Source organism: Pseudomonas sp. TH06 (assembly GCF_016651305.1).
Lineage (GTDB): Bacteria > Pseudomonadota > Gammaproteobacteria > Pseudomonadales > Pseudomonadaceae > Aquipseudomonas.
The window spans coordinates 2,628,481-2,649,833 of sequence record NZ_JAEKEC010000001.1 but is presented as its reverse complement, the minus strand read 5'-3'; the positions used below and the strand labels follow the sequence as shown (position 1 = coordinate 2,649,833).

The 21,353-nt window shown below is 59.5% G+C and carries 15 protein-coding genes and 1 riboswitch; of the genes, 8 read left to right on the top strand and 7 right to left on the bottom strand.

What is annotated here, in order from left to right; genetic code table 11:
• Positions 1–10: 10 nt before the first annotated feature.
• Genes JFT86_RS11980 through JFT86_RS11970 form a run of 3 tightly spaced genes read left to right on the top strand, consistent with a single transcriptional unit; the run spans position 11 to position 3,454 of the window.
• Entirely contained in the window at positions 11–1,939 is a 1,929-nt protein-coding gene (locus JFT86_RS11980; protein WP_201236858.1) for a hypothetical protein, read from the top strand.
• Between the two features lie 24 nt (positions 1,940–1,963).
• A complete protein-coding gene (locus JFT86_RS11975) occupies positions 1,964–2,641 on the top strand; it encodes a VWA domain-containing protein (RefSeq protein ID WP_201236857.1) in 678 nt (225 codons plus the stop codon).
• Between the two features lie 3 nt (positions 2,642–2,644).
• Positions 2,645–3,454, top strand: coding sequence for a PP2C family serine/threonine-protein phosphatase (locus tag JFT86_RS11970; RefSeq protein ID WP_201231296.1), 810 nt, complete (start codon positions 2,645–2,647; stop codon positions 3,452–3,454).
• Between the two features lie 52 nt (positions 3,455–3,506).
• Here the strand turns inward: JFT86_RS11970 and JFT86_RS11965 are convergent, their stop codons facing one another.
• The 5 genes from JFT86_RS11965 to JFT86_RS11945 all read right to left on the bottom strand — a co-directional run bounded on the left by JFT86_RS11965 (position 3,507) and on the right by JFT86_RS11945 (position 13,154).
• Entirely contained in the window at positions 3,507–6,239 is a 2,733-nt protein-coding gene (locus JFT86_RS11965) for a LuxR C-terminal-related transcriptional regulator (protein ID WP_201236856.1), read from the bottom strand.
• 281 nt (positions 6,240–6,520) lie between these two features.
• Positions 6,521–7,885, bottom strand: coding sequence for a DUF1329 domain-containing protein (locus JFT86_RS11960; RefSeq protein ID WP_201236855.1), 1,365 nt, complete (start codon positions 7,883–7,885; stop codon positions 6,521–6,523).
• 27 nt (positions 7,886–7,912) lie between these two features.
• Complete coding sequence (locus JFT86_RS11955; RefSeq protein WP_201236854.1) at positions 7,913–9,802, bottom strand: DUF1302 domain-containing protein; 1,890 nt, start codon at positions 9,800–9,802, stop codon at positions 7,913–7,915.
• Positions 9,803–10,140: 338 nt separating this feature from the next.
• Positions 10,141–11,823, bottom strand: coding sequence for a fatty acid--CoA ligase (locus tag JFT86_RS11950; RefSeq protein ID WP_201236853.1), 1,683 nt, complete (start codon positions 11,821–11,823; stop codon positions 10,141–10,143).
• Positions 11,824–11,969: 146 nt separating this feature from the next.
• The gene (locus JFT86_RS11945) at positions 11,970–13,154 is read right to left on the bottom strand and encodes an MFS transporter (protein WP_201236852.1); all 1,185 of its coding nucleotides are present in this window, start codon (positions 13,152–13,154) and stop codon (positions 11,970–11,972) included.
• Between the two features lie 85 nt (positions 13,155–13,239).
• On the opposite strand from JFT86_RS11945, the gene JFT86_RS11940 reads away from it, so the two are divergent.
• Positions 13,240–14,004 carry a helix-turn-helix transcriptional regulator gene (locus tag JFT86_RS11940; protein WP_201236851.1) on the top strand — a complete coding sequence of 255 codons (765 nt, stop codon included), beginning with the start codon at positions 13,240–13,242 and terminating at the stop codon, positions 14,002–14,004.
• 103 nt (positions 14,005–14,107) lie between these two features.
• Here the strand turns inward: JFT86_RS11940 and JFT86_RS11935 are convergent, their stop codons facing one another.
• Complete coding sequence (locus JFT86_RS11935; RefSeq protein WP_103306239.1) at positions 14,108–14,737, bottom strand: LysE family transporter; 630 nt, start codon at positions 14,735–14,737, stop codon at positions 14,108–14,110.
• 275 nt (positions 14,738–15,012) lie between these two features.
• Here JFT86_RS11935 and JFT86_RS11930 point away from each other — a divergent pair, with 275 nt between their 5' ends.
• The 3 genes from JFT86_RS11930 (at position 15,013) to JFT86_RS11920 (ending at position 17,857) form a co-directional block, all read left to right on the top strand.
• On the top strand, positions 15,013–15,978 hold the full coding sequence (locus tag JFT86_RS11930) for a 2-hydroxyacid dehydrogenase (RefSeq protein ID WP_201236850.1): 966 nt from the start codon (positions 15,013–15,015) through the stop codon (positions 15,976–15,978).
• Positions 15,979–16,010: 32 nt separating this feature from the next.
• Positions 16,011–17,009 carry a class I SAM-dependent methyltransferase gene (locus JFT86_RS11925; protein WP_201236849.1) on the top strand — a complete coding sequence of 333 codons (999 nt, stop codon included), beginning with the start codon at positions 16,011–16,013 and terminating at the stop codon, positions 17,007–17,009.
• A gap of 51 nt (positions 17,010–17,060) precedes the next feature.
• Positions 17,061–17,183, top strand: a riboswitch (yybP-ykoY riboswitch).
• 89 nt (positions 17,184–17,272) lie between these two features.
• Entirely contained in the window at positions 17,273–17,857 is a 585-nt protein-coding gene (locus tag JFT86_RS11920) for a TMEM165/GDT1 family protein (protein WP_141127559.1), read from the top strand.
• 200 nt (positions 17,858–18,057) lie between these two features.
• On the opposite strand, the gene JFT86_RS11915 is transcribed toward JFT86_RS11920, so the two are convergent.
• Entirely contained in the window at positions 18,058–18,876 is an 819-nt protein-coding gene (locus tag JFT86_RS11915; protein WP_201236848.1) for a M48 family metallopeptidase, read from the bottom strand.
• 263 nt (positions 18,877–19,139) lie between these two features.
• Between JFT86_RS11915 and JFT86_RS11910 the strand changes: the two genes are divergently transcribed.
• Positions 19,140–21,281, top strand: coding sequence for a methyl-accepting chemotaxis protein (locus JFT86_RS11910; protein ID WP_201236847.1), 2,142 nt, complete (start codon positions 19,140–19,142; stop codon positions 21,279–21,281).
• The last annotated feature ends 72 nt before the right edge of the window (positions 21,282–21,353 follow it).

Sequence of the window (21,353 nt, the reverse complement as noted above, 5' to 3'; positions counted from 1 at the left end):
CAGGAAGCCAATGCCCCCTTCAATGGAACACGTGCTCGTCGATAAAAGCGTCCTTTTTTTGGACCCGGATATTATCAACCGCATCCGCGCAAGGAATGGACTGCCCTTTATTACCCATTCCGATCTTCTGAAGCTTGAGTCCCTCACAAAGGGAACCGAGCAGGTCCACAAAAACGCTCGCGACTTTTTCCGCTTTTTCAGCAGCCAGGCCTCACGACCGCTGCGGGCGCTGCCGAAAGGTATCGCGCTACATCCCGACGACTTGCTGAGCGAGTGCACCTTCAATGGCCATTCGATCTTCGCGCTCAAACGCACGACTGCGCCATTGGAACGGACCCCCTCCGGTGACGTCGTCGACTGGTGCCGTCACTACGACTTGCTGTTACTGACTTGTGACGAGTTGCAACTCGCTCAATGCAAAGCCGCGCAGACCAGAGCTCAACGCTGGACCGGCAGGGCACCGTCACCTGCACCTGCACCTGCACCTGCACCTGCACCTGCACCAATCATACCTTTCGATCTTCCCCAAAGCCCTCTGCTCACTGCCGACGTTGTTATCCGTAACAAAGGTGAACGCGTCACGGCGGGCTCGGTCGTCACAACCTCAAGTGGACGCCAACTGACGCTGGACAAATCCATCAGCTCCGGTGGAGAGGGAACCATTCACCCCGTGGTCGGCCACGCGCAGGTGTGCAAGATCTATCACACTGAAAAACTCACAACCCGGCGCCGTGAGAAAATCAGCCTTATGGTGACGCGCAAGATCGTCGAGCCCGGCATCTGCTGGCCGAGCGAGTTGGTTTTCAATGCGCAAAAAGAGTTCGTCGGTTATGTCATGCCTCAGGCAGAAGGCAAACCACTACACACCACGGTGTTTATCAAACACGTACTGCAGAGTAAGTTCGCGAAATGGACTCGACGCGATCTGGTGAATGTCGCGACCGCGTTTCTCAAACAGGTGCAATACCTGCACTCGCTGAACATCATCGTGGGCGACATCAACCCGATGAATCTGCTCGTCACATCGGACAGCAACAAGGTCTGGGTGGTCGATACCGATAGCTTCCAGATCGGGCATTTTCCCTGTGAAGTGGGCACGGTGCCCTTCACCGCACCGGAGATCCAGGACAAAAAATATGGCGACTACCTGCGAACAAAGAATCATGAGTTGTTCGCCATTGCCACCATGCTGTTCATGATCCTGTTACCCGGCAAACCACCCTACTCTCAACAGGGTGGCGGAACGGCTTCCGACAATATCAAGGCCATGAACTTCCCCTACCGATTCAAAAAAGGTAGTGGCATTGGCAGAGCGAGCGTCACGCCGGTGGGCACATGGCAGCACATCTGGAGCCATTTGCCGTATCTGGTCAAACAGGCATTCAGCAATACATTCGAAGACAATCAGCGACGCCCCATCAGTGACTGGCTGAAACTGCTGACGCAGTACGGCGAAGATCTGCGCAAAAACAAGCATAGCGATGATTTGTTTCCTGCCGAATTTCATATCAGTGACCCCATTGAGGATGTCTGCGGCAGTTGCAAAAAAAACCACAAAGTTTCCAAAAAATGGTTTGAAAAAATGAAGGCGGCGGGCAAACCGACAATTTGCTCGGAATGCCAGAAAGCAGCAAAACTGAAAAAACTGGCCAGTGAAAGCCAGAAGAAAATCGAGCAGGCTGGCCAACGTGCGGCGCCACCCCCAGCACCTGTCACGCCTCGACCGACTCCACCGCCAGTGCCCAAAGTGGTGACGCCTGTACCTGGACTCACTGCCCCCGTCGCTGCGCCTCCCCCTGCTCGCCCCGCGTCGGCAAGACCGCAACAGCAACCGAACGCCACTCGACCGCAATCCCACGTCTCTCCACCTGCGCGCCCGCGCCAACCGGAAAGCTATGTGACGCGCTGGTTCAAAAGACTCTTGAAGCGTTTTTTATAACGCTCCCCCTAAAAGGACACTTCCATGCCAGAAAACAATTACCTCCTCAGCCAGGAAGAACTCGCTGAAAACCCGACCACACGCGTACCCGTCTGCCTTGTTCTGGATGTCAGCGGATCGATGGAAGGCCAACCGATTGCGGAACTGCAGTCGGGTGTCAGGATGTTTTTCGAAGCAATTCGCGAAGATGACGTGGCGCAATATGCCGCTGAAATCTGCATCGTGACTTTCGGCGGCACAGCGCAAAAGGTGATGGATTTCGGCTCCATCAGCCGTCAGGACGTGCCACCGCTGGTCGCCTCCGGCATGACCCCGATGGGACACGCCGTGAGCATCGCTCTGGATCTGCTGGAGGCACGCAAGGAAGATTACCAACAGGCCGGCGTCGACTACTTCCAGCCCTGGATGGTCCTCATGACGGATGGCGAGCCAACCGATGACATCGACGAAGCGGCCACTCGCGTAACCGACCTGATCAGTAAACGTAAACTGACGGTGTTTCCGATCGCGATCGGTGAAGCCGCAAACGTTCAGTCGCTCGCTCGCTTTTCGCCGTCGCGCCCCCCGCTTCGCCTCAAAGGCCTGCGTTTCAATGAGTTCTTTGGCTGGCTGAGCAAAAGCGTCTCACGTGCATCTCAGTCGACACCGGGTGACGCGGTGCCGCTGGATATCAAAGGTATCGAAGCATGGGGACAGGTCTGAGCCATGTCTGAGCTCTCGGTCGACTTCACCTGTAAAACCGCATTCGCGTCTGTGGCTGGGCGCTCGCATCTGAAAACCCGGAGTCCTTGCCAGGACTATGTGGCAGCCAGAGAGTCCAACGGCGTGACCTGCATTTCATTGGCTGACGGTGCCGGCTCCAGAGAACGATCAGACATCGGCGCCCAGGTCGCGGTCACCGCGACCCTCGCCTACGTTTGCAAAAATTTCGAAAGCCTTTGGCAGAACATGGACAAGCACAACGCGAAGGCCACCCAGCGCTTGGTCAATCGCTGCCTGGACGCGTTCAGGCGTAAATCCGCCAAGCTCGGCTGCACCATCAACGACCTGGCCTGCACGCTGTCGTTCGTCGCGTACTCGCGCGGACGCTATATCGCGGGGCACTTGGGAGACGGCGTTATTGCCAGTGTTGATTCCAACGGACAACTGCAAACGCTTTCACCTCCGGAAAACGGCGAGTTCGCCAATACCACCTGGTTTCTGACGGATCCTAAAGCGATATCCAAGCTGCGGCTGTACCGCGGGCATATCGAAGCGCCCACGGGTTTCGTGATCATGAGTGATGGCACCGCAGAAAGCCTTTATCAAAAATCCAGCGGCGCTCCTGCACCCGCCGTCCAGAAACTACTGGAGTGGAATGCAACCTTGCCGGTGAAAAAATTCAGAGCCGTGTTGAGCGAGAATCTGCAGCAGTCAATTGCCAGCAAAACGGTGGATGATTGCGCCTTGGGCCTGATTTCGATTCTGAACCGTGAGGGATCGATAAAGAGTGTGGGCTCTGCCGAACAGAAGTAACCGATAACCTCTGGCTCAAGGTCTGCCGTGCGCCAGAGGCTTCAGGCAACAATTACTGCAATACCCCCAACTCTTTCGCCCGCGCCACCGCCTGCGTACGCCTTTCGACGCCCAACTTGCTGTTGATATGGCTGGCGTGGGTTTTCACCGTATGCAACGAAATGTACAACTGCTCGCTGATCTCCTGATTCGAACAGCCTTGGGCGATTAGACGTAACACTGCCAGCTCCCGACTGCTGAGTTGTTCGGTGGTCGCGAACTCGGCGGCTGGTCGGGTTGTGGCAGGTGGGCATTGCTCCAGCAACTGTTGGGCCGCCAACGCTGGTGAAGCCTGTAACTGCCCGCGCAACCAGTCTGCATGTCCTTTCACCAACGCATCGAACGGTTGCAACACTCCCCCGGCCGCAGCTTCCAGTGCCTGGCTCAACGCCTTGCGCGCTTCCGGCTCGCGTCCAGCCGCCAGCAGCAACGCGACCTTCTGCGTCAACGCCATCACACTGAGCAACTGGCGCCCGGTCTGCTGACCATTTTCATGCAATACATTCAGCCGCCCTTCGGCGAGCATCGGTTGTCCTTGAATCATGTCGAGCAACGCCTGTTGCAGTTCAACATGCAACGGCAACTGTGGATGAAACTCTGGTGGTGCGGCAGCACGTTCGCCCGTGTAAGTCTGACCAAGACGCGCCAGCCACGCCTCGGCCAGATCAGTGCGACCCTGCGCCAGCCACAGCTCACATTTGACCAACGTGATCATCGCCAGATAGTAGATCGGCGGCACGTCCCAGATGTGCATCAGTCGTTCGGCTTCGGCGAGTTCGGCAAAAGCCTTGGCGAACTCGCCGCTGCTGCCCTCCAGTCGAGCGATGACGCAATGGCCGATCAATACGCTGATATCGCGACAGGCCCGCGCCTCGCCGATGCCGGCCAGCAGACGCACGCGAGCGGCTTGCGGCTGCAAGCGCATGGCCAGTAGAAAACCTTCGTACAGCGTCAGCCGCGCGCGAACCGCGTACAAACGTTGCGGCGACAAACCGCGCAGGCGCTCCAGCCCTTGATGCACTTCATCCAGCGCGCGGAGGATTTCGCCGCGTGCCTGCAATACGCGGGCACGGTCGTAATGCGCCAACGCTTCGAACAACGGGTTGCCGACGCGCTGAGCCAGTTCAAGGGATTCACGATTCAGGCCGCGCGCGCGCCACAGATCACCGTCGGCAATCGCCAGATTGGACAGCGTCGACAAACACATCAGCCGTTGACCGTAGCGTTTGGCGGGCAGGCTCTCCAGTGCTTCGGTGCAATACCTGAGGGTCAATTCACGATGGCCGCGACCGCGGGCGATGATCCCGCTCAACGCCAGCCATTGCGCGAGCATCGACTTTTGCGCGGTAGCGGAAGGCGCCGGCAGAAAGCGGCTCAGGTGGCTGGACAACTCTTCGGCGGCATCGAGCTGACAGGCCAGCCCCAGTGCCCAACTGTAGAGAACGATAAGACGAGGCGTGCTGATCAGCAGGCTGTCGGGCAGGTCCATTTTCCAGCGCAACAACATGCCGACGTTTTGCTCGGCCAGCAGTTGCTCCTCGGAGAGGTTCTGCACCAGGTTCGCGGCGACATCGAGGTGACCGGCGCGCAACGCCTGTTCAACCGCTTCATCCAGCAGCCCCTGTGCGTTGAACCAGCGACAGGCACGCAAATGCAGCGTTGCAGTCGGCACCATCGCCTGAGCAATCGGCCGGCTGCGCAATAGATCAGAGAACAAATGGTGATAGCGATACCAATGCCCGTGCTCGTCGAGCGGCACCAGAAAAACCTGATGCGCCAGCAGGAAGCGCAAGATCTCGGCGCTGTCATGAGCTTCGCGCACGGCATCGCACAACTCACTGCAGAAGCGTTCCTGTGGCGCCGTGTCGTAGAGAAAGGCTTGCACTTCGGCGGGCAGGCAATCGATGACTTCTTCAAGGAGATAGTCGCGGATCAGCCCTTCCCCGCCGTTCAGCGCTTGCGGCAATGCCGTATCGCTGCCGGCCTCAGACACCGCGAGCAGCCAGAAACGCAGCCCGGCGACCCAGCCTTCGCTGCGCTGGATAAGGTTTTCCAGGGCCTCGCCGCGCAGTGATGTGCTGTGGCGATCGAGCAGGGTCAAGGCTTCGTCATGGGTCAGGCGCAGGTCCTGCTCATGCAGTTCGAGCAGTTGCCGCGACAGGCGCAGGCGCGCCAGATGCCAGTCCGGACGCTGCCGACTGGTGACCATGACCAGCAAGCCATCGGGCAAATGATTGAGGAAAAATTGCAGGCAACGGTCGAGCACGGGCCCTTGGGCGAGATGGTAATCGTCGAGAACCAGCAGCAGCGGCGTTGCCGGATCGAGGTGCAGCGTCAGCTCATCGAGCAAGCCGTCGAGCCATTCTTCGAAGGCAAACGGCTGGTGGCGCTGACGCATCTTCAGCAGGCCCAGTGCGCGGCTGCCCAGTTGCGGAAAGTAATCCTGCAAGCCTTCGAGCAGGCGCTCGAGAAACCGCCCGGGGTCGCTGTCGCGCGGGCTCAAGCCCAGCCAGAGGCTCTGCCAATGCGCCGGCAGACTTTGGCAGAATTCCACCGCCAGCGAACTCTTGCCAAACCCGGCAGGCGCGCTGACCAGCAACAGCCGCCCGCCGAGCCCGGCCTGCAGACGCTCGCAAAGGCGTGGTCGCAAGACGTATCCGTCAGGCAGCGGCGGGCGAAAAAAACGCCCGTCCAGTGCCGCGACGGCAACGCTTGCGGGACCCGGAAGTGGGGACAGATCAGTCATGGCCGGCTCTTGTTCGAATTGCTGTTGGCGGCGTTGCAGATGTCCGCAGACTAGCCTTAAACGAACCGGTTATGAAGGTTGCTGCTACAAATGGCTACAAAAAGACTACAGACACGTATGCACGTCCCCCCCCCCTGTAGGAGCTGCCGAAGGCTGCGATCTTTTGATGTTGATATTTAAAAATCAAAAGATCGCAGCCTTCGGCAGCTCCTACACGAAAAAAAACGCCCCGAACCAGTCGGGGCGTTTTCACGAGGATGCGGCCTCGCGTCTACAGCGGTTTAGCGAACACCGTCCTGACGCAGAGCGGCCGGGGTGAAATCGCTGGTGGTGGCGGTGAAACCGAAGTCATACGCCTGCTTCTCTTCGTTCTTCATACCCAGTGCCAGGTAGCGGCCGGACTGCAGGTCGTAGAGAGTTTCCAGGGCGTACCACGGCACTTGCTTGTCGTAGTAGTCCTCGGCATGCGCCTCGGCCACACGCCACAGCTGACCACGACCGTCGTAGTGATCGATCACGGCAGCTTGCCAGGTGTCTTCGTCGATGTAGAAGTCACGCTTGGCGTAGATGTGGCGCTGACCTTCCTTCAGGGTTGCAACCACATGCCAGACGCGGCGCAGCTCGTAACGGGCAAGGTCCTGATTGATGTGGCCAGCCTTGATGATGTCGGTGTATTTGAGTTTCGGATCGTCGAGCTTGTAGCTGTCGGAAGCGATGTACATCTCTTTCTTGCCTTCGAGCTTCCAGTCGTAGCGATCCGGTGCACCGTTGAACATGTCGAGGTTGTCGGAGGTACGCAGGCCGTCCGCCGCAGTACCCGGGCCGTCATAGGACACTTGTGGCGCACGGCGCACACGACGCTGACCGGCGTTGTAGACCCACGCCGAACGTGGCTCTTTAACCTGATCAAGCGTCTCGTGCACCAGCAGCACACCACCGGCCAGACGTGCCGGCGCGGTCACTTTCTGCTTGAAGTAGAACAGGATGTTGCCCGGGTTTTTCGGGTCGTAGTCCTTCATCTTGTCGCGGAACACGAACTGGTCCTGGAAATACACCAGGCTGAACGAGCCGTTCGGTTGTGGCGTTGCCTGGGTCACCAGACGAGTCACGCTGCCGCCGCGATAACGGGTGATGTGGTTCCAGATGACTTCCACGCCGCTCTTCGGAATCGGGAACGGCACCGCCGTGTCGAAGTTTTCCAGACCGTTGCCGCCGGATACCAGGTTGGTGGTGGTGGCGTTCTTCTTGATGGCGGCGAACACGTCATCCGGCACGGTCGCGCCGCGATGGGACGGGTAGACCGGCATCTTGAAGGTGTCCGGGTAGCGCTTGAACATCGCGTACTGACCCGGCGCGAGCTTGTCCTTGTACTTGTCCACATCCTTCGCGGTGATGGTGAACAGCGGTTGCTCACTGGCGTACGGGTTGGACAGGAAACCCTTGCTGTCGACGCTGCCGGCATTCTTCGGCAGCGGCTTCCAGGCCGGGATCGAACCGTCGGCGTTACCAGCCATTTCGGCGCCCATCGGGGTCAGGCTCTTGCCCAGCTTGTCGGCTTCGGCAGCAGGCACTGCGGCCATGACACCGGTCGCCAGCAGCGACAGGCCCAGAACTCCGGCGTGGAACAGACTCTTTGTTATTTTCATAAATTCGTTCGTCCTGAAATGCAGTGCTTAGAAGTTCACGCCGAAGCTGAGCGCAACGAAGTCGCGATCATCCACAGTGGTGTACTTGCCGTCGAAGAAATTGGTGTAAGCCAGGCTCGCGGTGTAGGTGTTCTGGTACTCGGCATCGACGCCAAGACTGACAGCCTTGCGACCTTCCTCGAAGTTGCCGCCAGGGCCTGGCGAGTAACCGCTGACGTCGTGGGACCAGGCCACGTTCGGCTTGAGGTTCACACCGGCAAACACATCGTTGTATTCCCAGATCGCACGACCGCGATAACCCCAGGACATTGACGTGGTGAAGCCGTCGTTGTCGCAATTGCGGCTGCGGTTGTTCTGCGGCGAACCCGGCCCGGCGCCATTGATGGTGCTGGCGTTGAGAATGTTGGCGCAGGTATTGACCCCGCCAGTGGCCGGCAACTCACCCGGGCCATACACCGGATCGCGGCCGTAACGCTTGTCGGAACGGCTTTCCAGGCCGCCGACGTAGGTCGCGCCGACTTCACCCACGAGGGTCAGACGGCTGGCGCCCATGACCTGATCGAAGAAGTGCGTGAACGTCGTCTGAATCTGGGTGATTTCCTTGCGCTCGTAACCGTGCAGATCCTGACCCGGCACGCCATTGAGTATCGAAGCGTTGGTCAGTGCGCCGCCGATCGGACGCACACCGGCGAACAGGATGTCGGTGGAGTTCAGTTGTACCGGCGCGTTCGGACGGTAGCTGATCTCACCGCTCCACGCCGTACCGGTAGGCAGGGTGGTGGAGAAGCTCAGACCGTAGAGACGAATGTCCTCAGGGTATTCAATGAAGTAGTTCGAGTTGCCCGCCACCAGCAGTGGTGCGAGTGCGGCAAACGGCCCCGGCAGCGCGCGCGCCGTGTTGTAGACAGACTGTGGCGCACCGGTGGCGCTGAAGATCGGCGCACGGCTGTGGTAGTTCATGAAGTAGGCGCCGAACTCGGTGTCGAGCGGTTCGTACATGTACTTGAAGGATGCGCCCCATTGACCGCTGTCACGGGCATCGCGATCCGGACCACGGCGAACCAGAACACCTTCTTCGTTGACGCTGACACCGTTGGCGGCCAACGGCCCCAAAGCGATGGCCGGGATTTGTGAACGCTTGTTCAGCACGCGCAGGTTGTCGTTGCAACCGTCGGCCACGATGTCCGGCTGCGAGAAGAACGTGCCGCAGTTGTCGACGACAGTCTGGTCCCATTCCAGCTGATAGAACGCTTCGGCCGAAAGGTTTTCGGTCAGGCTCTGGGACACATAGAACATGTTGACCGGAATCAGGCCTTCCTTGATCTCGGCACCTGGACGACGGAAAGCGGACACGTCGATCGGGTTGATCGAGTTGATACCGCCACCGATGAAGGTACTTTCACCCCAACTGACTACTTGCTTGCCCAGACGCACGGAACCCGGCTCATCGGCAATCGAGTAGTTGTGGTAGACGAAGGCGTCGAGGATCTCGGCGCCGGAAGACTTGGCGCCTTCCTTGCGGCCCGAATCGCTGATGTCCTTGAACGGACGACTTTCATCCTTCAGTTCGAAGTCGTACCAGTATTTGCCACGGACAAACACACCGGTGTCGCCGTACTTCAATTCAAGGTCATGGATACCCTTGAAAATCTTCGAGAAGGTTTCACCGCTTTTGAAGTTCAGGTGGCCGTCATCGGAAGTCTGAGACAGACCATGACCGCCGTTGTTGACGCCGATGAGGTTCTTGTTCGGTTGCTGGGTAGACCAACTGGCACCGACCGACAGGGAAGAGTCGAACTGGCCTTCGATTTCACCGACGTTGAAACTGACGCCGAATGCGGGCCCGGCGAGCGAAGAAGCAAGACTGACCGCCAGAGGCAGTTTCGCCCGGCGCCAGAACTGGTTTACTGAGGTCATCGACGCTACTCCATGTGCATTATTGTTATGGCAGTGAGTACTTTTAAAAACGTTGTGGGTGACCGGGTGCCAGCGGCGGCCCGAAATCACTCCAAAGATGCATCGCCCCGTTTTGTGCGTGTGCCCCGTTCTTAAAAATCCTTGAGCGGACTATAGCCAGCAGGGGGTACTGCTTGATCCCTCTAAAGTGTGATTTGCAGCTGCCAACCACTCTGGAACAGTCCTTTCGCCAGTCCGACACATGTCGGCACGGCAAGGATGGCTGAATTTTTCGATTTCACAAGCCAAGCGCTTGCTTGGTGGGTCTGGCGCGCCGCTTTCGGCGCGCCAGCAGACACTCAAAGTGTCGAGAGGAAGGTGCTGTTGTTGGTCTGCCATTCCGTGATGTCGAGACGGATGCGCTTCTTGTCGAGCTTGCCGACGCTGGTCTTGGGAATTTCGGTAACAAGGGCGATCTGACTCGGAATCGCCCACTTGCTCAGGTGCCCCAGTTCGACGAACGGCTTGAGATGTTCCTTGAGCTCGCGCGCGCCGATCTCATGACCTTCACGGATCACCAGCAGGGCAAACGGGCGCTCGCCCCACTGTGGATCGGCGATGCCCACCACTGCTACTTCGCGTACCGCGACATGGCGACTGATCAGGTCTTCGAGGTCCAGCGAAGAGATCCATTCGCCGCCGGTCTTGATCACGTCCTTGATGCGGTCACGGATGTCGATCACGCCCATACTGTCGAGCGTCGCCACGTCACCGGTATGCAGCCAGCCACCGGCCCAGAGTTCGGCGCCCTTCTGCGGCTCGTTGAAATAGCCCTCGGTCAGCCATGGTGCGCGCAGCACCAGCTCACCCTGGGTCTCACCGTCGGCCGGGAGGAAGTTGCCCTCAGCGTCGACGATGGCGGCCTCCACCAACGGCCCCGGCACACCGGCCTTGATCCGATAAGTGGTGCGCTCGTCTTCAGTGCCGGCCATCAGTTCATCATTGAGATGCGCGCAGGAAACCAGCGGCCCGGTCTCGGACATGCCATACGCGGCGGTGAGCTGAATGCCGCGGGCCTTGGCGGTTTCATACAAGGTGCGATTGAGCGCACTGCCACCAATGACGATTTTCCAGCCGCCGAAATCGGTGCCCTGCGCACCTTTGGCGTTGAGCAGCATTTGCAGGATGGTCGGCACGCAGTGGGAGAACGTAACTTTCTCCTTGCGCCATAGCTCGACCAGAAACTCCGGATCGTAACGCCCCGGATAAACCTGTTTGAGCCCAAGCATGGTCGCCACGTAAGGCAGGCCCCAGGCATGCACGTGAAACATCGGGGTGATCGGCATGTACACGTCGTTGGTGCCAAGCAGACGCACGCTGTCGATGGCGCCCATGATCGTCGACACGCCCATGGTGTGCAGCACCAGTTGCCGATGGGTGAAATACACGCCTTTCGGGTTGCCAGTGGTGCCGGTGGTATAGAACGTCGTGGCGACCGAATTTTCGTCGAAATCCTGGAAGTCATACTGCGGGCTGGCGACCGCGAGCAGTTGCTCGTACTCGCCGAACAGATTCGGCAGCTCGGCGGTTTTCTCCGGCAGATCGGTCAGCAGCAGGGTTTTCTCGACCGTGGTCAGGTGCGGCGCGATGGCCTGGTACAGCCCGACGAACTCGCTGTTGACCAGCACAAAGCGGTCCTCGGCGTGGTTCATGGTGTAGAGGATCTGCTCCGGCGACAGGCGCACGTTGATGGTGTGGATCACCGCACCGATCATCGGGATGGCAAACATGCATTCCAGATAACGATGGCTGTCCCAGTCCATCACCGCCACGGTGTCGCCAGCCTTCACACCGGCTGCCGTCAATACGTTGGCCAGCCGCGCCACACGCTCGATCAGGGTCGGATAGCTGTAGCGCAACTGGTCACGGTAGACGATCTCGCGGGTTTTCTCGTAACGGGCGCCGGACATCAGCAGCCGTTTAATCAGCAATGGATACTGGTAGGCCCCATCGGCCGGGGGAATGACGCGAGTCTGCAACATAAGAATCCCTTTTCTGACTGCACGGTGTTGGCGTAGAGATTTGTACTCTAGAACCCTTATACGCCAGCCAAATCAGCCGAAGGAATGATTTGCACAGCCGTACAAATGCTAGCTTTGCGCCAGCATTTGCCGGAATCCGTCACCGCTCAGACGGTTTGTCCCACCGCCTCTTCGGAAGGAGTGCGTGGGAAAACCACTGCTGCCAGGAAGGTCAAAGCACCGAACCCCGCCAGAATCAAATAAAGCCCTACAAAACCCTGGCGCGGTTCTACATAGGAAATCAGCGGAATCGCTGTCGCACTGGCACCGAACGATAAACAGTAACGCAGGGCGAAGACCCGGGATTGCCACTGCGGTGCGACGAAGTTGGCGACCATGGCATCGTTCACCGTGACCTGACCGAACACCACAAACATAAACGCTGCACCGAGGGCGATCACCACCCAGCCGTCGGCATAGGCCAGCGCGAACAGCAGGGGCGCCTGGCACATCGTCAACACAATGAACGGCCATTTCAGGCTGACGCGGTGCAACACCCGACCAATGCTCAATTGCGCGACCGCACCAAAGGCGTAGGCCAGACTGACCACCACGCCAAGGGTTTGCGGCGAGGCGAACAGTTCATGCAAGCGTTCCTGAAACAGTTTCGGATAGGTCATGGTGGTGGCGTTGAACACCACACCGCCGGTAGCGGTGGCCAGTGCCAGCACGCTGAACACCATGACCATCGAAATGCGTTGGCCGCCGGCGCCTTTGAGCGCCGTGTGCGGGCGTTGCGGAATCGGCTCTTCGCGCACCTGCAAGGCGAAACCGACGCCCAGAACGATCGCTACCACACCCGGTAACAGAAACGCCGAGCGCCAGCCGAATTGCGCCACCAGCAAACCGGTGATCAGCGCCGAAAACGCCACGCCAAGGTTGCCCCACATACCGTTGATACCGATTTCCCGGCCACGGTTTTGCGCGTACGCCACCAACATCGCCGTGCCCACTGGGTGGTAGATCGCGGCAAAAATGCCGATCAGGGTCAGGCCGATCACCAGCATGGTCGGGCTGTTACTCAGGCCGGTAAAGATCGCCGAAGCGCCGATGCCGAAGAAGAACACCAGCATCATCTGCCGCCGGCTCCAGTGATCACCCAGCCAGCCGGCGGGTAGCGAACACGCTCCGAAAGCGATGAAGCCGCCGAGCGACAGGCCAATCAGCGCGGCGTAGTCGAGGCCAAAGGCCTGGGTCATGCCGAGCACGGCGGCAGGAAATATCAGCATGAACATGTGATCGATCACATGGGCTGCGTTGATGTAGCGGATGACTTGGCTGGATTGATTCATTGCGGCACGCTTTTCGTTGTTGTGATGCGCTTATGCTAATTTGGCGAAAAAGCGCATTTCTGCCATAGAAGTCATCAAATCCGCCATGTTGATCAGCCACTTTGAACACGGCCCGGTGAGTGCCTATCCCCGGGATTATCTGGACGGCGCGCACCAGCCGTTGCACCTGCATCGCGAGGCACAGTTGCTGTATGCCGTCAGCGGAGTCATGCGCGTGGTCACGGCATCGGGCGCGTGGGTGATTCCGCCCAGTCGCGCGGTATGGATTCCGCCGGAAGTGGCGCACGAGATTTTCATGTCCGGCGATGTGCAGATGCGTTCGCTGTTCATCGCCCCCGAGCTGTCGCCGGCCAGACTGCATCAGTGCTGCGTATTGGCGGTCACGCCGTTGTTGCGCGAGCTGATCCTGCGTGCCGTGCAAGGCCCGCCGCATGCCGACAACCCGTTGATCCAGCAACTGATGCTGGAAGAACTCGCCAGCCTGGAAAACCTGCCGCTGCATATTCCAATGCCCACCGACCGACGCCTGCAAAACATTTGTCTGGCGCTGCTGCAAACCCCGGATCATCCCAACACGCTGGAAGACTGGGCGCAGCAGGTCGGCGCCAGCTCACGCACGCTGACGCGGTTGTTTCAGCAACAATTGCAGATGAATTTCAATGCCTGGCGCCAGCAACTGCGCCTGATGGAAGCGCTGCCGCGCCTGCTCGCCGGGGACAGCGTGCAAAGCGTGGCACGGGACTTGGGTTACGGCAGCGCGCGGGCGTTCAGCGCGATGTTTCGCCGCTTGCTCGGGGAGAATCCCCGCGAATATCTCAATACCCTTAGCAAGCTGAGCGAACTCCTGTAAGAGCTGCCGAAGGCTGCGATCTTTTGATCTTTTCTTTTAAAAGCAAAATCAACAGATCGCAGCCTTCGGCAGCTCCTACACAGGGGATTGTGCCCCCCCAGTATCAATGCATCTCGGTGAACGCGATTTTCACGCCAAGAGCGATCAGCACCGCGCCCATGGTGCGGTCGAACCAGTGCCCCATGCGGGCGAAACCGGCGCGCACGCGTTGCTGGCTGAACAGCATCGCCACCAGGCAGAACCAGAATGCGGTTGCGACGGCCAGATAAACCCCGTAACCCGCCTGAATCGCCAGTGGCGTGTGCGGGTTGATGACCACGGTGAACAGCGACAGGAAAAACAGCGTGGCTTTCGGATTCAGACCGTTGGTGACGAAGCCCGAAGTGAAAGCGCCGCGTGCAGTGCGCACACCCGCTTCCTTGTGCAGGTCATCGGTAACGGTTTTTGCCGGTTGCGCGCGTAGCGCCTTGAAGCCGATGTACAACAGGTAAGCCGCAGCCGCCCATTTCAGCGCGTTGAACAAGACGATCGACTGCGACACGATCAGGCCAATGCCCAACAGCGAATACCCCACATGCAGGAAAATCGCCGTGCCGACACCCAGCGCCGTCCAGGTGCCGGCGCGGCGACCGTGGGTCACGCTTTCGCGTACCACTACGGCAAAGTCCGGGCCGGGACTGGCGACGGCCAGCAGGTGGATCAGTGCAACGGTCAAGAACTCGGTCCAGTACATGGGGGCTCCTCTGGGGCAGCTTGGTCTATTAACAAATCTGTAGGAAACGCAGTGCCTTGTGGCGAGGGGATTTATCCCCGTTCGGCTGCGTAGCAGTCGCAAGTCCAGCCAATGCGGTCCAACTGTTACAACGCGGTGTTTTAGGGCTGCTTCGCAACCCAACGGGGATAAATCCCCTCGCCACACGGTATTGCGGGCGCTATGCGTAACCAATTGTTTCATCTGGTAGGCTCGGCAGATTACGCCTTCCGTTCAAAGCACAAAAGGTACAGTTGATGACGAACCCGCGCCGCGCCGTATTCCTCGATCACCCTTCGCTGGATCTTGGCGATCTTGACCTCAGCCCGTTGCGCGCCTGCTTCAGCGACCTGCAACTGTTCGCCCAGACCTTGCCTGAACAAGTCACCGAACGTCTGCACGGCGCAACCGTAGCGATCTCCAACAAGATCCTGATCGACGCCGCCGCGATGGCTGCCAACCCCGATCTGAAACTGATCCTGATCACCGCTACCGGCACCAACAACGTCGACCTCGCAGCCGCTCGCGCCCACGGCATCACGGTGTGCAATTGCCAGGGTTACGGCACGCCATCGGTGGCGCAACACACGATCATGCTGCTGCTCAACCTCGCCACCCGCCTGGCCGATTATCAGAAAGCCGTCGGCGAAGGTCGCTGGCAGCAGGCCAAACAGTTCTGCCTGCTCGACTACCCGATTGTCGAACTCGAAGGCAAAACCCTCGGCCTGCTCGGTCATGGCGAACTCGGCGGCGCGGTTGCGCGCCTCGCCGAAGCATTCGGCATGCGCGTATTGCTCGGCCAGATTCCGGGGCGCCCGGCCCGAGCGGATCGTCTGCCGCTGGACCAACTGCTGCCGCAGATCGACGCCCTCACCCTGCACTGCCCGCTCAACGAACACACCCGTCACTTCATCGGCGCCCGCGAATTGGCCTCGATGAAACCCGGCGCGTTCGTGGTCAACACCGCCCGTGGCGGACTGATCGACGAACAGGCGCTGGCCGATGCCTTGCGCGGCGGCCATCTCGGCGGCGCCGCCACCGATGTGCTCAGCGTCGAGCCACCCACCCAAGGCAATCCGCTGCTGGCCGCCGACATCCCGCGCCTCATTGTCACCCCGCATAACGCCTGGGGCAGCCGCGAAGCCCGACAGCGCATCGTTGGTCAATTGACTGAAAACGCCCAGGCATTCTTCAGCGGTAAGGCGCTGCGGGTCGTCAGTTGATAAACTGCGGCACTTTTTTTTGAGGAGCAGTTATGGATCCGCGCAGTGAAGTACTGCTTCGTCAGGCCGAGTTGTTTCAGGGCTCGCTGTTGCTGGCCGGTTTGCCTGCCGACGATTTGCTCGGGCGCTTGCCCAACGCCTTTGGCTGGTGCTGGCATGCCGGTGATCAAGCCGCCCTCGATGCGCGTTTCGAGGATCGCAGCCATTTTGGCGTGAACATTCCTGAGCGCGAGTTCGACAGCGCCGTGGTGTTTTTGCCCAAGTCCAAAGATCTGACCGATTACATCCTCAACGCTGTGGCCTCGCGTCTGGCCGGACGCGAGGTGTTTCTGGTCGGAGAAAAACGCAGCGGCATCGAAGGCGCGTCCAAACAACTCAATCCGTTCGGCAAGCCACGCAAGCTCGACAGCGCACGCCACTGCCAACTGTGGCAAGTTACGGTAGCCAATGCGCCTGAAGCGAAATCGCTGGACAGTCTGGCGCAGACTTATGAGCTGCCACTGGCTGAAGGTGCGCTGAAAGTCATCAGCCTGCCGGGGGTTTTCAGCCACGGCCGACTGGATCGCGGCAGTGCGCTGCTGCTGGAGCATCTGGACAAACTGCCGAGCGGTCATCTGCTCGACTTCGGCTGTGGCGCCGGGGTGTTGGGCGCGGCGGTCAAACGTCGTTATCCGCACAATCAGGTCACGTTGCTCGATGTCGACGCATTCGCCGCCGCCAGCAGCCGTCTGACATTGGCTGCCAACGGTCTGGAAGCCGACGTACTGACCGGTGACGGAATCGATGCGGCGCCGATGGGCCTGAGCGCCATTCTGAGCAACCCGCCGTTCCATGTCGGCGTGCACACCGATTATTTCGCGACCGAGAACTTGCTGCGAAAAGCAGCAAAACATCTGAAAAACGGTGGCGAACTGCGCCTTGTGGCGAACAGCTTCCTGAAGTATCAACCGCTGATCGAAGAGCATCTCGGGGTCTGTGCGATCAAGGCTGAAGGCAACGGTTTCCGGATTTACCGGGCCAAGCGTGGCTGAGATTTCTTTTCAAAAAGAGGCTTGCTCTATCGGATTTGCCTAGGCAGAATCCGCTCCGTCCTAGGGGAGTAGTCTCCCACGAGCGCCAAGCTCGTCCGGCATACGTCAACATACTTGATCCTCAGATCATGGCGTATGCGACCCAAGCGTCCGCACCAGACGGATCGCAGGGTTTGACAAGACCTATGACACGCACACCTTACCCGGGGCGGGAAGGCTGTACGTGTCATAGCCGTGTCGACCCGCCCCTTAGGAAAATCCTGATGCTGGACTCGTTACTCGTTCCCACCGCAATCGTTGCCTTGGCCGAAATCGGCGACAAGACGCAACTGCTCGCGCTGATTCTCGCCGCTCGCTTCCGCAAACCCTGGCCGATCATTGCCGGTATTGTCGCCGCGACCCTGGCCAACCACGCAGCAGCCGGTGCGGTCGGCGCCTGGTTCGGCAGCTTCTTCTCGAATGCGACGCTGCACTGGATCCTTGCCGCAAGCTTCACCGCCACTGCGCTGTGGACCTTGGTCCCGGACAAAATGGACGACGATGAAACCAGCACCGCGCGCAAGTTCGGGCCGTTCCTGACCACGCTAATTGCATTCTTCCTTGCCGAAATGGGCGACAAGACTCAGGTCGCGACGGTGATGCTCGCTGCGCAATACCCGGATCTGTGGCTGGTGATTATCGGCACGACTGCCGGCATGTTGATTGCCAACGTACCGGTGGTTCTGGCGGGTAACTTTGCCGCGGACAAATTGCCGCTGACCTTGATCCGTCGCCTGGCGGCTTCGGCATTCCTGATTCTGGCGATCGTTGCGGTGTACAAGGCGATGCAGAGCAGTGGCTGGGTTTAACCCCCGTCTACTGAACTACCCAAAACCTGTGGTGAGGGGATTTATCCCCGATGGGGCGCGAAGCGCCCCCAAACCTGCTGCCTCAGAGTGTCAGACATAGCGCATTTGCAGATTTTGGGGCTGCTTCGCAGCCCATCGGGGATAAATCCCCTCGCCACAACAGCCCTCCCAACCTGAAGAATCGTTGTGTCCTTCGACTCTTAGGACTTCGGAGCTTTTTCGTACAGCGGCATGACCTTCGGAATCGCCGCCTGCAACGAAGCGATCCGGCTGGACGATGCCGGGTGAGTGCTCATGAACTCCGGTGGCGCGCCTTCCGAAGCCTTGCTCATCTTGTTCCACAGCGTGATCGCCGCGTTCGGGTTGTACCCCGCGCGTGCGGCCAGCTCCAGACCGATCAGGTCAGCCTCGTTTTCATTGGCACGGCTGTTTGGCAGTGTCATGCCGTAGTTGGCCACGGTGTCGGCCAGCGCCAGACTGTCCTGCCCCAGACCGAGCAACGCACCCGCGCCCTGCTTGGCCATCTCGATACCGTAAGCCTTGGACATCGCTTCACGACCGTGCTCGCGCAAGGCATGGGCGATCTCATGACCCATCACCGCAGCGATTTCATCGTCGGTGAGTTTCAGGCTGTCGATCAGCCCGGTGTAGAAAATGATCTTGCCGCCAGGACCGCAGTTGGCGTTGAGCTCGTCGCTCTTGATCAGATTGACTTCCCACTTCCACTGCGCCGCATCCGGGCGGAAGTTCGGCGCCTGGGCGATCAACCGGTCAGCAATCGCCTGAACCCGTTTGGCATCGCTGCTGGTCTTGTCCAGCACGCCTTTGCCGGACGCTTCGCCAACGGTCTTCTGATACGACTGGGCATACATCTGGTCGACCTCTTGCGAGGACAGCATGCTGAACATGTACTGCTTGCGCTCGACACCGACGGCGCCGCCGCTGGTGGTGTTGACCGACTGACAACCGGCCAGCAACAGCGCTGCGCTCAGTGCACTTACAACCAATGTCTTGTTCATTCAAAAGCTCCCTGAAAACCTGCCGCGTATCCTAGGCGGGTAATTGTATCGACGCCAGATACAACGGACGTATTGCAGCGACTTTCAGACGCGTCCCACCGCTGCTGTCGTAAAAGATTCATACCGAGCGCCAGGCCCTCTGCAACTGCGTCGCACACTGATCCATTTGCGACATCGGCGTTCAATGGCAATTGTTCGCACTCATGGCCCAATGCTTGCTGCCGATACAACAGCGCAGACGTCCTCTTGCGTGCGGAGCTCCCATGAAGTTCAAGTCGATCCAGTTTTCCGTTGCCGCCCTGGCCGGCGCCATCGTTCTCAGCGTGGTCGCCGCGCTGGTACTGTATGCGCTGTTTTCCGGCGCCCGCACTCAGGACATGGTGCAGCAGCGCACCCAAGCCCAGTTCGAACAAGTCATCGAGCAGCGCCTGACATCGCTGGCACAAACCCAGGTCAGCCAGATCCAGCGCGAACTGGAAGCGCCGCTATTGATTGCCGGCGGACTGGTGCGGGTCAACGCCCTGCTCGGCACGCCGGGCGCCGATGGCCAACCGCGCCTGAACATCAGCCGTGAACAACTGATCAGCCTGATCAAAGAGAACGTCGAGAAGAACCCGAAGATTCTTGGCACCTACATCGGCTGGGAAAAAAACGCTCTGGATCACAACGACGCTGCCTACATCGGCACCAGCGTGGTGGGTATCGACGCGGCCAACGGGCGCTTTCTGCCGTGGTGGTTCCGCAATGACGACGGCACGCTCGGCCTCGATAAGCTGGTGGACGTCGACGATCAGAAAGTCCTCTCCACCGGCGTGCGCGCCAGCGAGTACTACCTGTGCTCGAAAGAGAGCAAGAAATCCTGCGTGATCGATCCGGCGCCTTACAAGGTCGGCGACAAGATCGTCATGCTCGCCTCGTTTATCGAACCGATCATGCTCAACGGAGCCTTCCAGGGCATCGTCGGCGCCGACCTGTCGGTGAACTTCATCCAGGAAATGCTCCTCGCTGCCAACCAGAAGCTCTACAGCGGCGCCGGCGAGATGGCGCTGGTCGGCGGTAACGGGCGGATCGTTGCCTACACCAAAGACCCGAGCAAATTCGGTGAGAAAGTCAGCGACATCCTCGACGCGCAACAGATTGCCAACATGGCCAATCTCAAGCGTGGCGAAGTGACCTACTCCGTCGATAAGGACAAGGGTCGAATCGAGTTGTACCTGCCGTTCGGCATCGGCCAGACCGACGCACGCTGGACGCTGATGCTGCAATTGCCGTTGAATGCGGTGATGGCTGACCTGCAGAAACTTCAGGCCGACCTCGACGCTCAGCGCAAATCCGACACCTTCGGCATGGCCATGGTCGGTTTGATCATCGCCGGCATCGGCCTGCTGGTGATCTGGCTGGTCGGCCACGGCATTGCCCGACCACTGAAACAAATGGTCGCCATGCTCGATGACATCGCTCAGGGCGAAGGTGATCTGACTAGGCGCTTGAGCAGTGATCGCAGCGATGAACTGGGCTCGATCGCCAAGGGTTTCAACACCTTCCTGAGCAAATTACAGGCGATGATCACCCAAGTGGTGACGTCGGTGCAGAGCGTCAGCGATTCGTCGGAGCACACGGCCGACATTGCGATTCGCACCAACATCGGCATCCAGAAACAGATGGCCGAGATCGATCAGGTCGCCACCGCGGTGCAGGAAATGACCGCCACCGCGCAGGACGTGGCACGCAACGCCACCCAGGCTGCGCAAGCCGCCAGCCACGCGGATCAGGCCGCCGGTCAAGGCATGCAGATTGTGCGCGACACGTCGAATTCGATTGGCGTGCTCGCAGTGGAAATCGGCAAGGCGGTGGAAGTGGTGCAGACGCTGGCCAAGGACAGCGAGAACATCAATGCGATTCTGACCGCGATTCGCGGGATCGCCGAGCAGACCAATCTGCTGGCGCTGAACGCGGCGATTGAAGCCGCTCGAGCCGGCGAACAGGGCCGCGGTTTTGCGGTGGTGGCGGATGAAGTGCGCAATCTGGCGCAGAAAACCCAGAAAGCCACCGAAGAAATCCAGTCGATGATCCAGCAACTGCAACAGGGCACCCGCGACGTGGTGCGGGTCATGGAAGACAGCCAGAACCGCACCGACGAAAGCGTGCAGCACGCGGCGAAAGCGGCTGACGCGCTGGAGACGATTACCCAGGCGGTGTCGGTGATCAACGACATGAACACGCAGATTGCCAGCGCGGCGGAAGAACAGAGCGCGGTGGCCGATGACATCAATCGCAACGTGATCAATATCGGTCAGGTGGCCAATGAAGTGGCCGGCGGCGCGGATGAGTCGAGTTCGGCGAGTGCCGATCTGACCAAACTGGCGGAGCAGCAGCGGCGGTTGATCAATCAGTTCAAGGTTTAAGGGCAAGATCAACAGATCGCAGCCTTCGGCAGCTCCTACATGAAAATACGCGTTTTCCTGTAGGAGCTACCG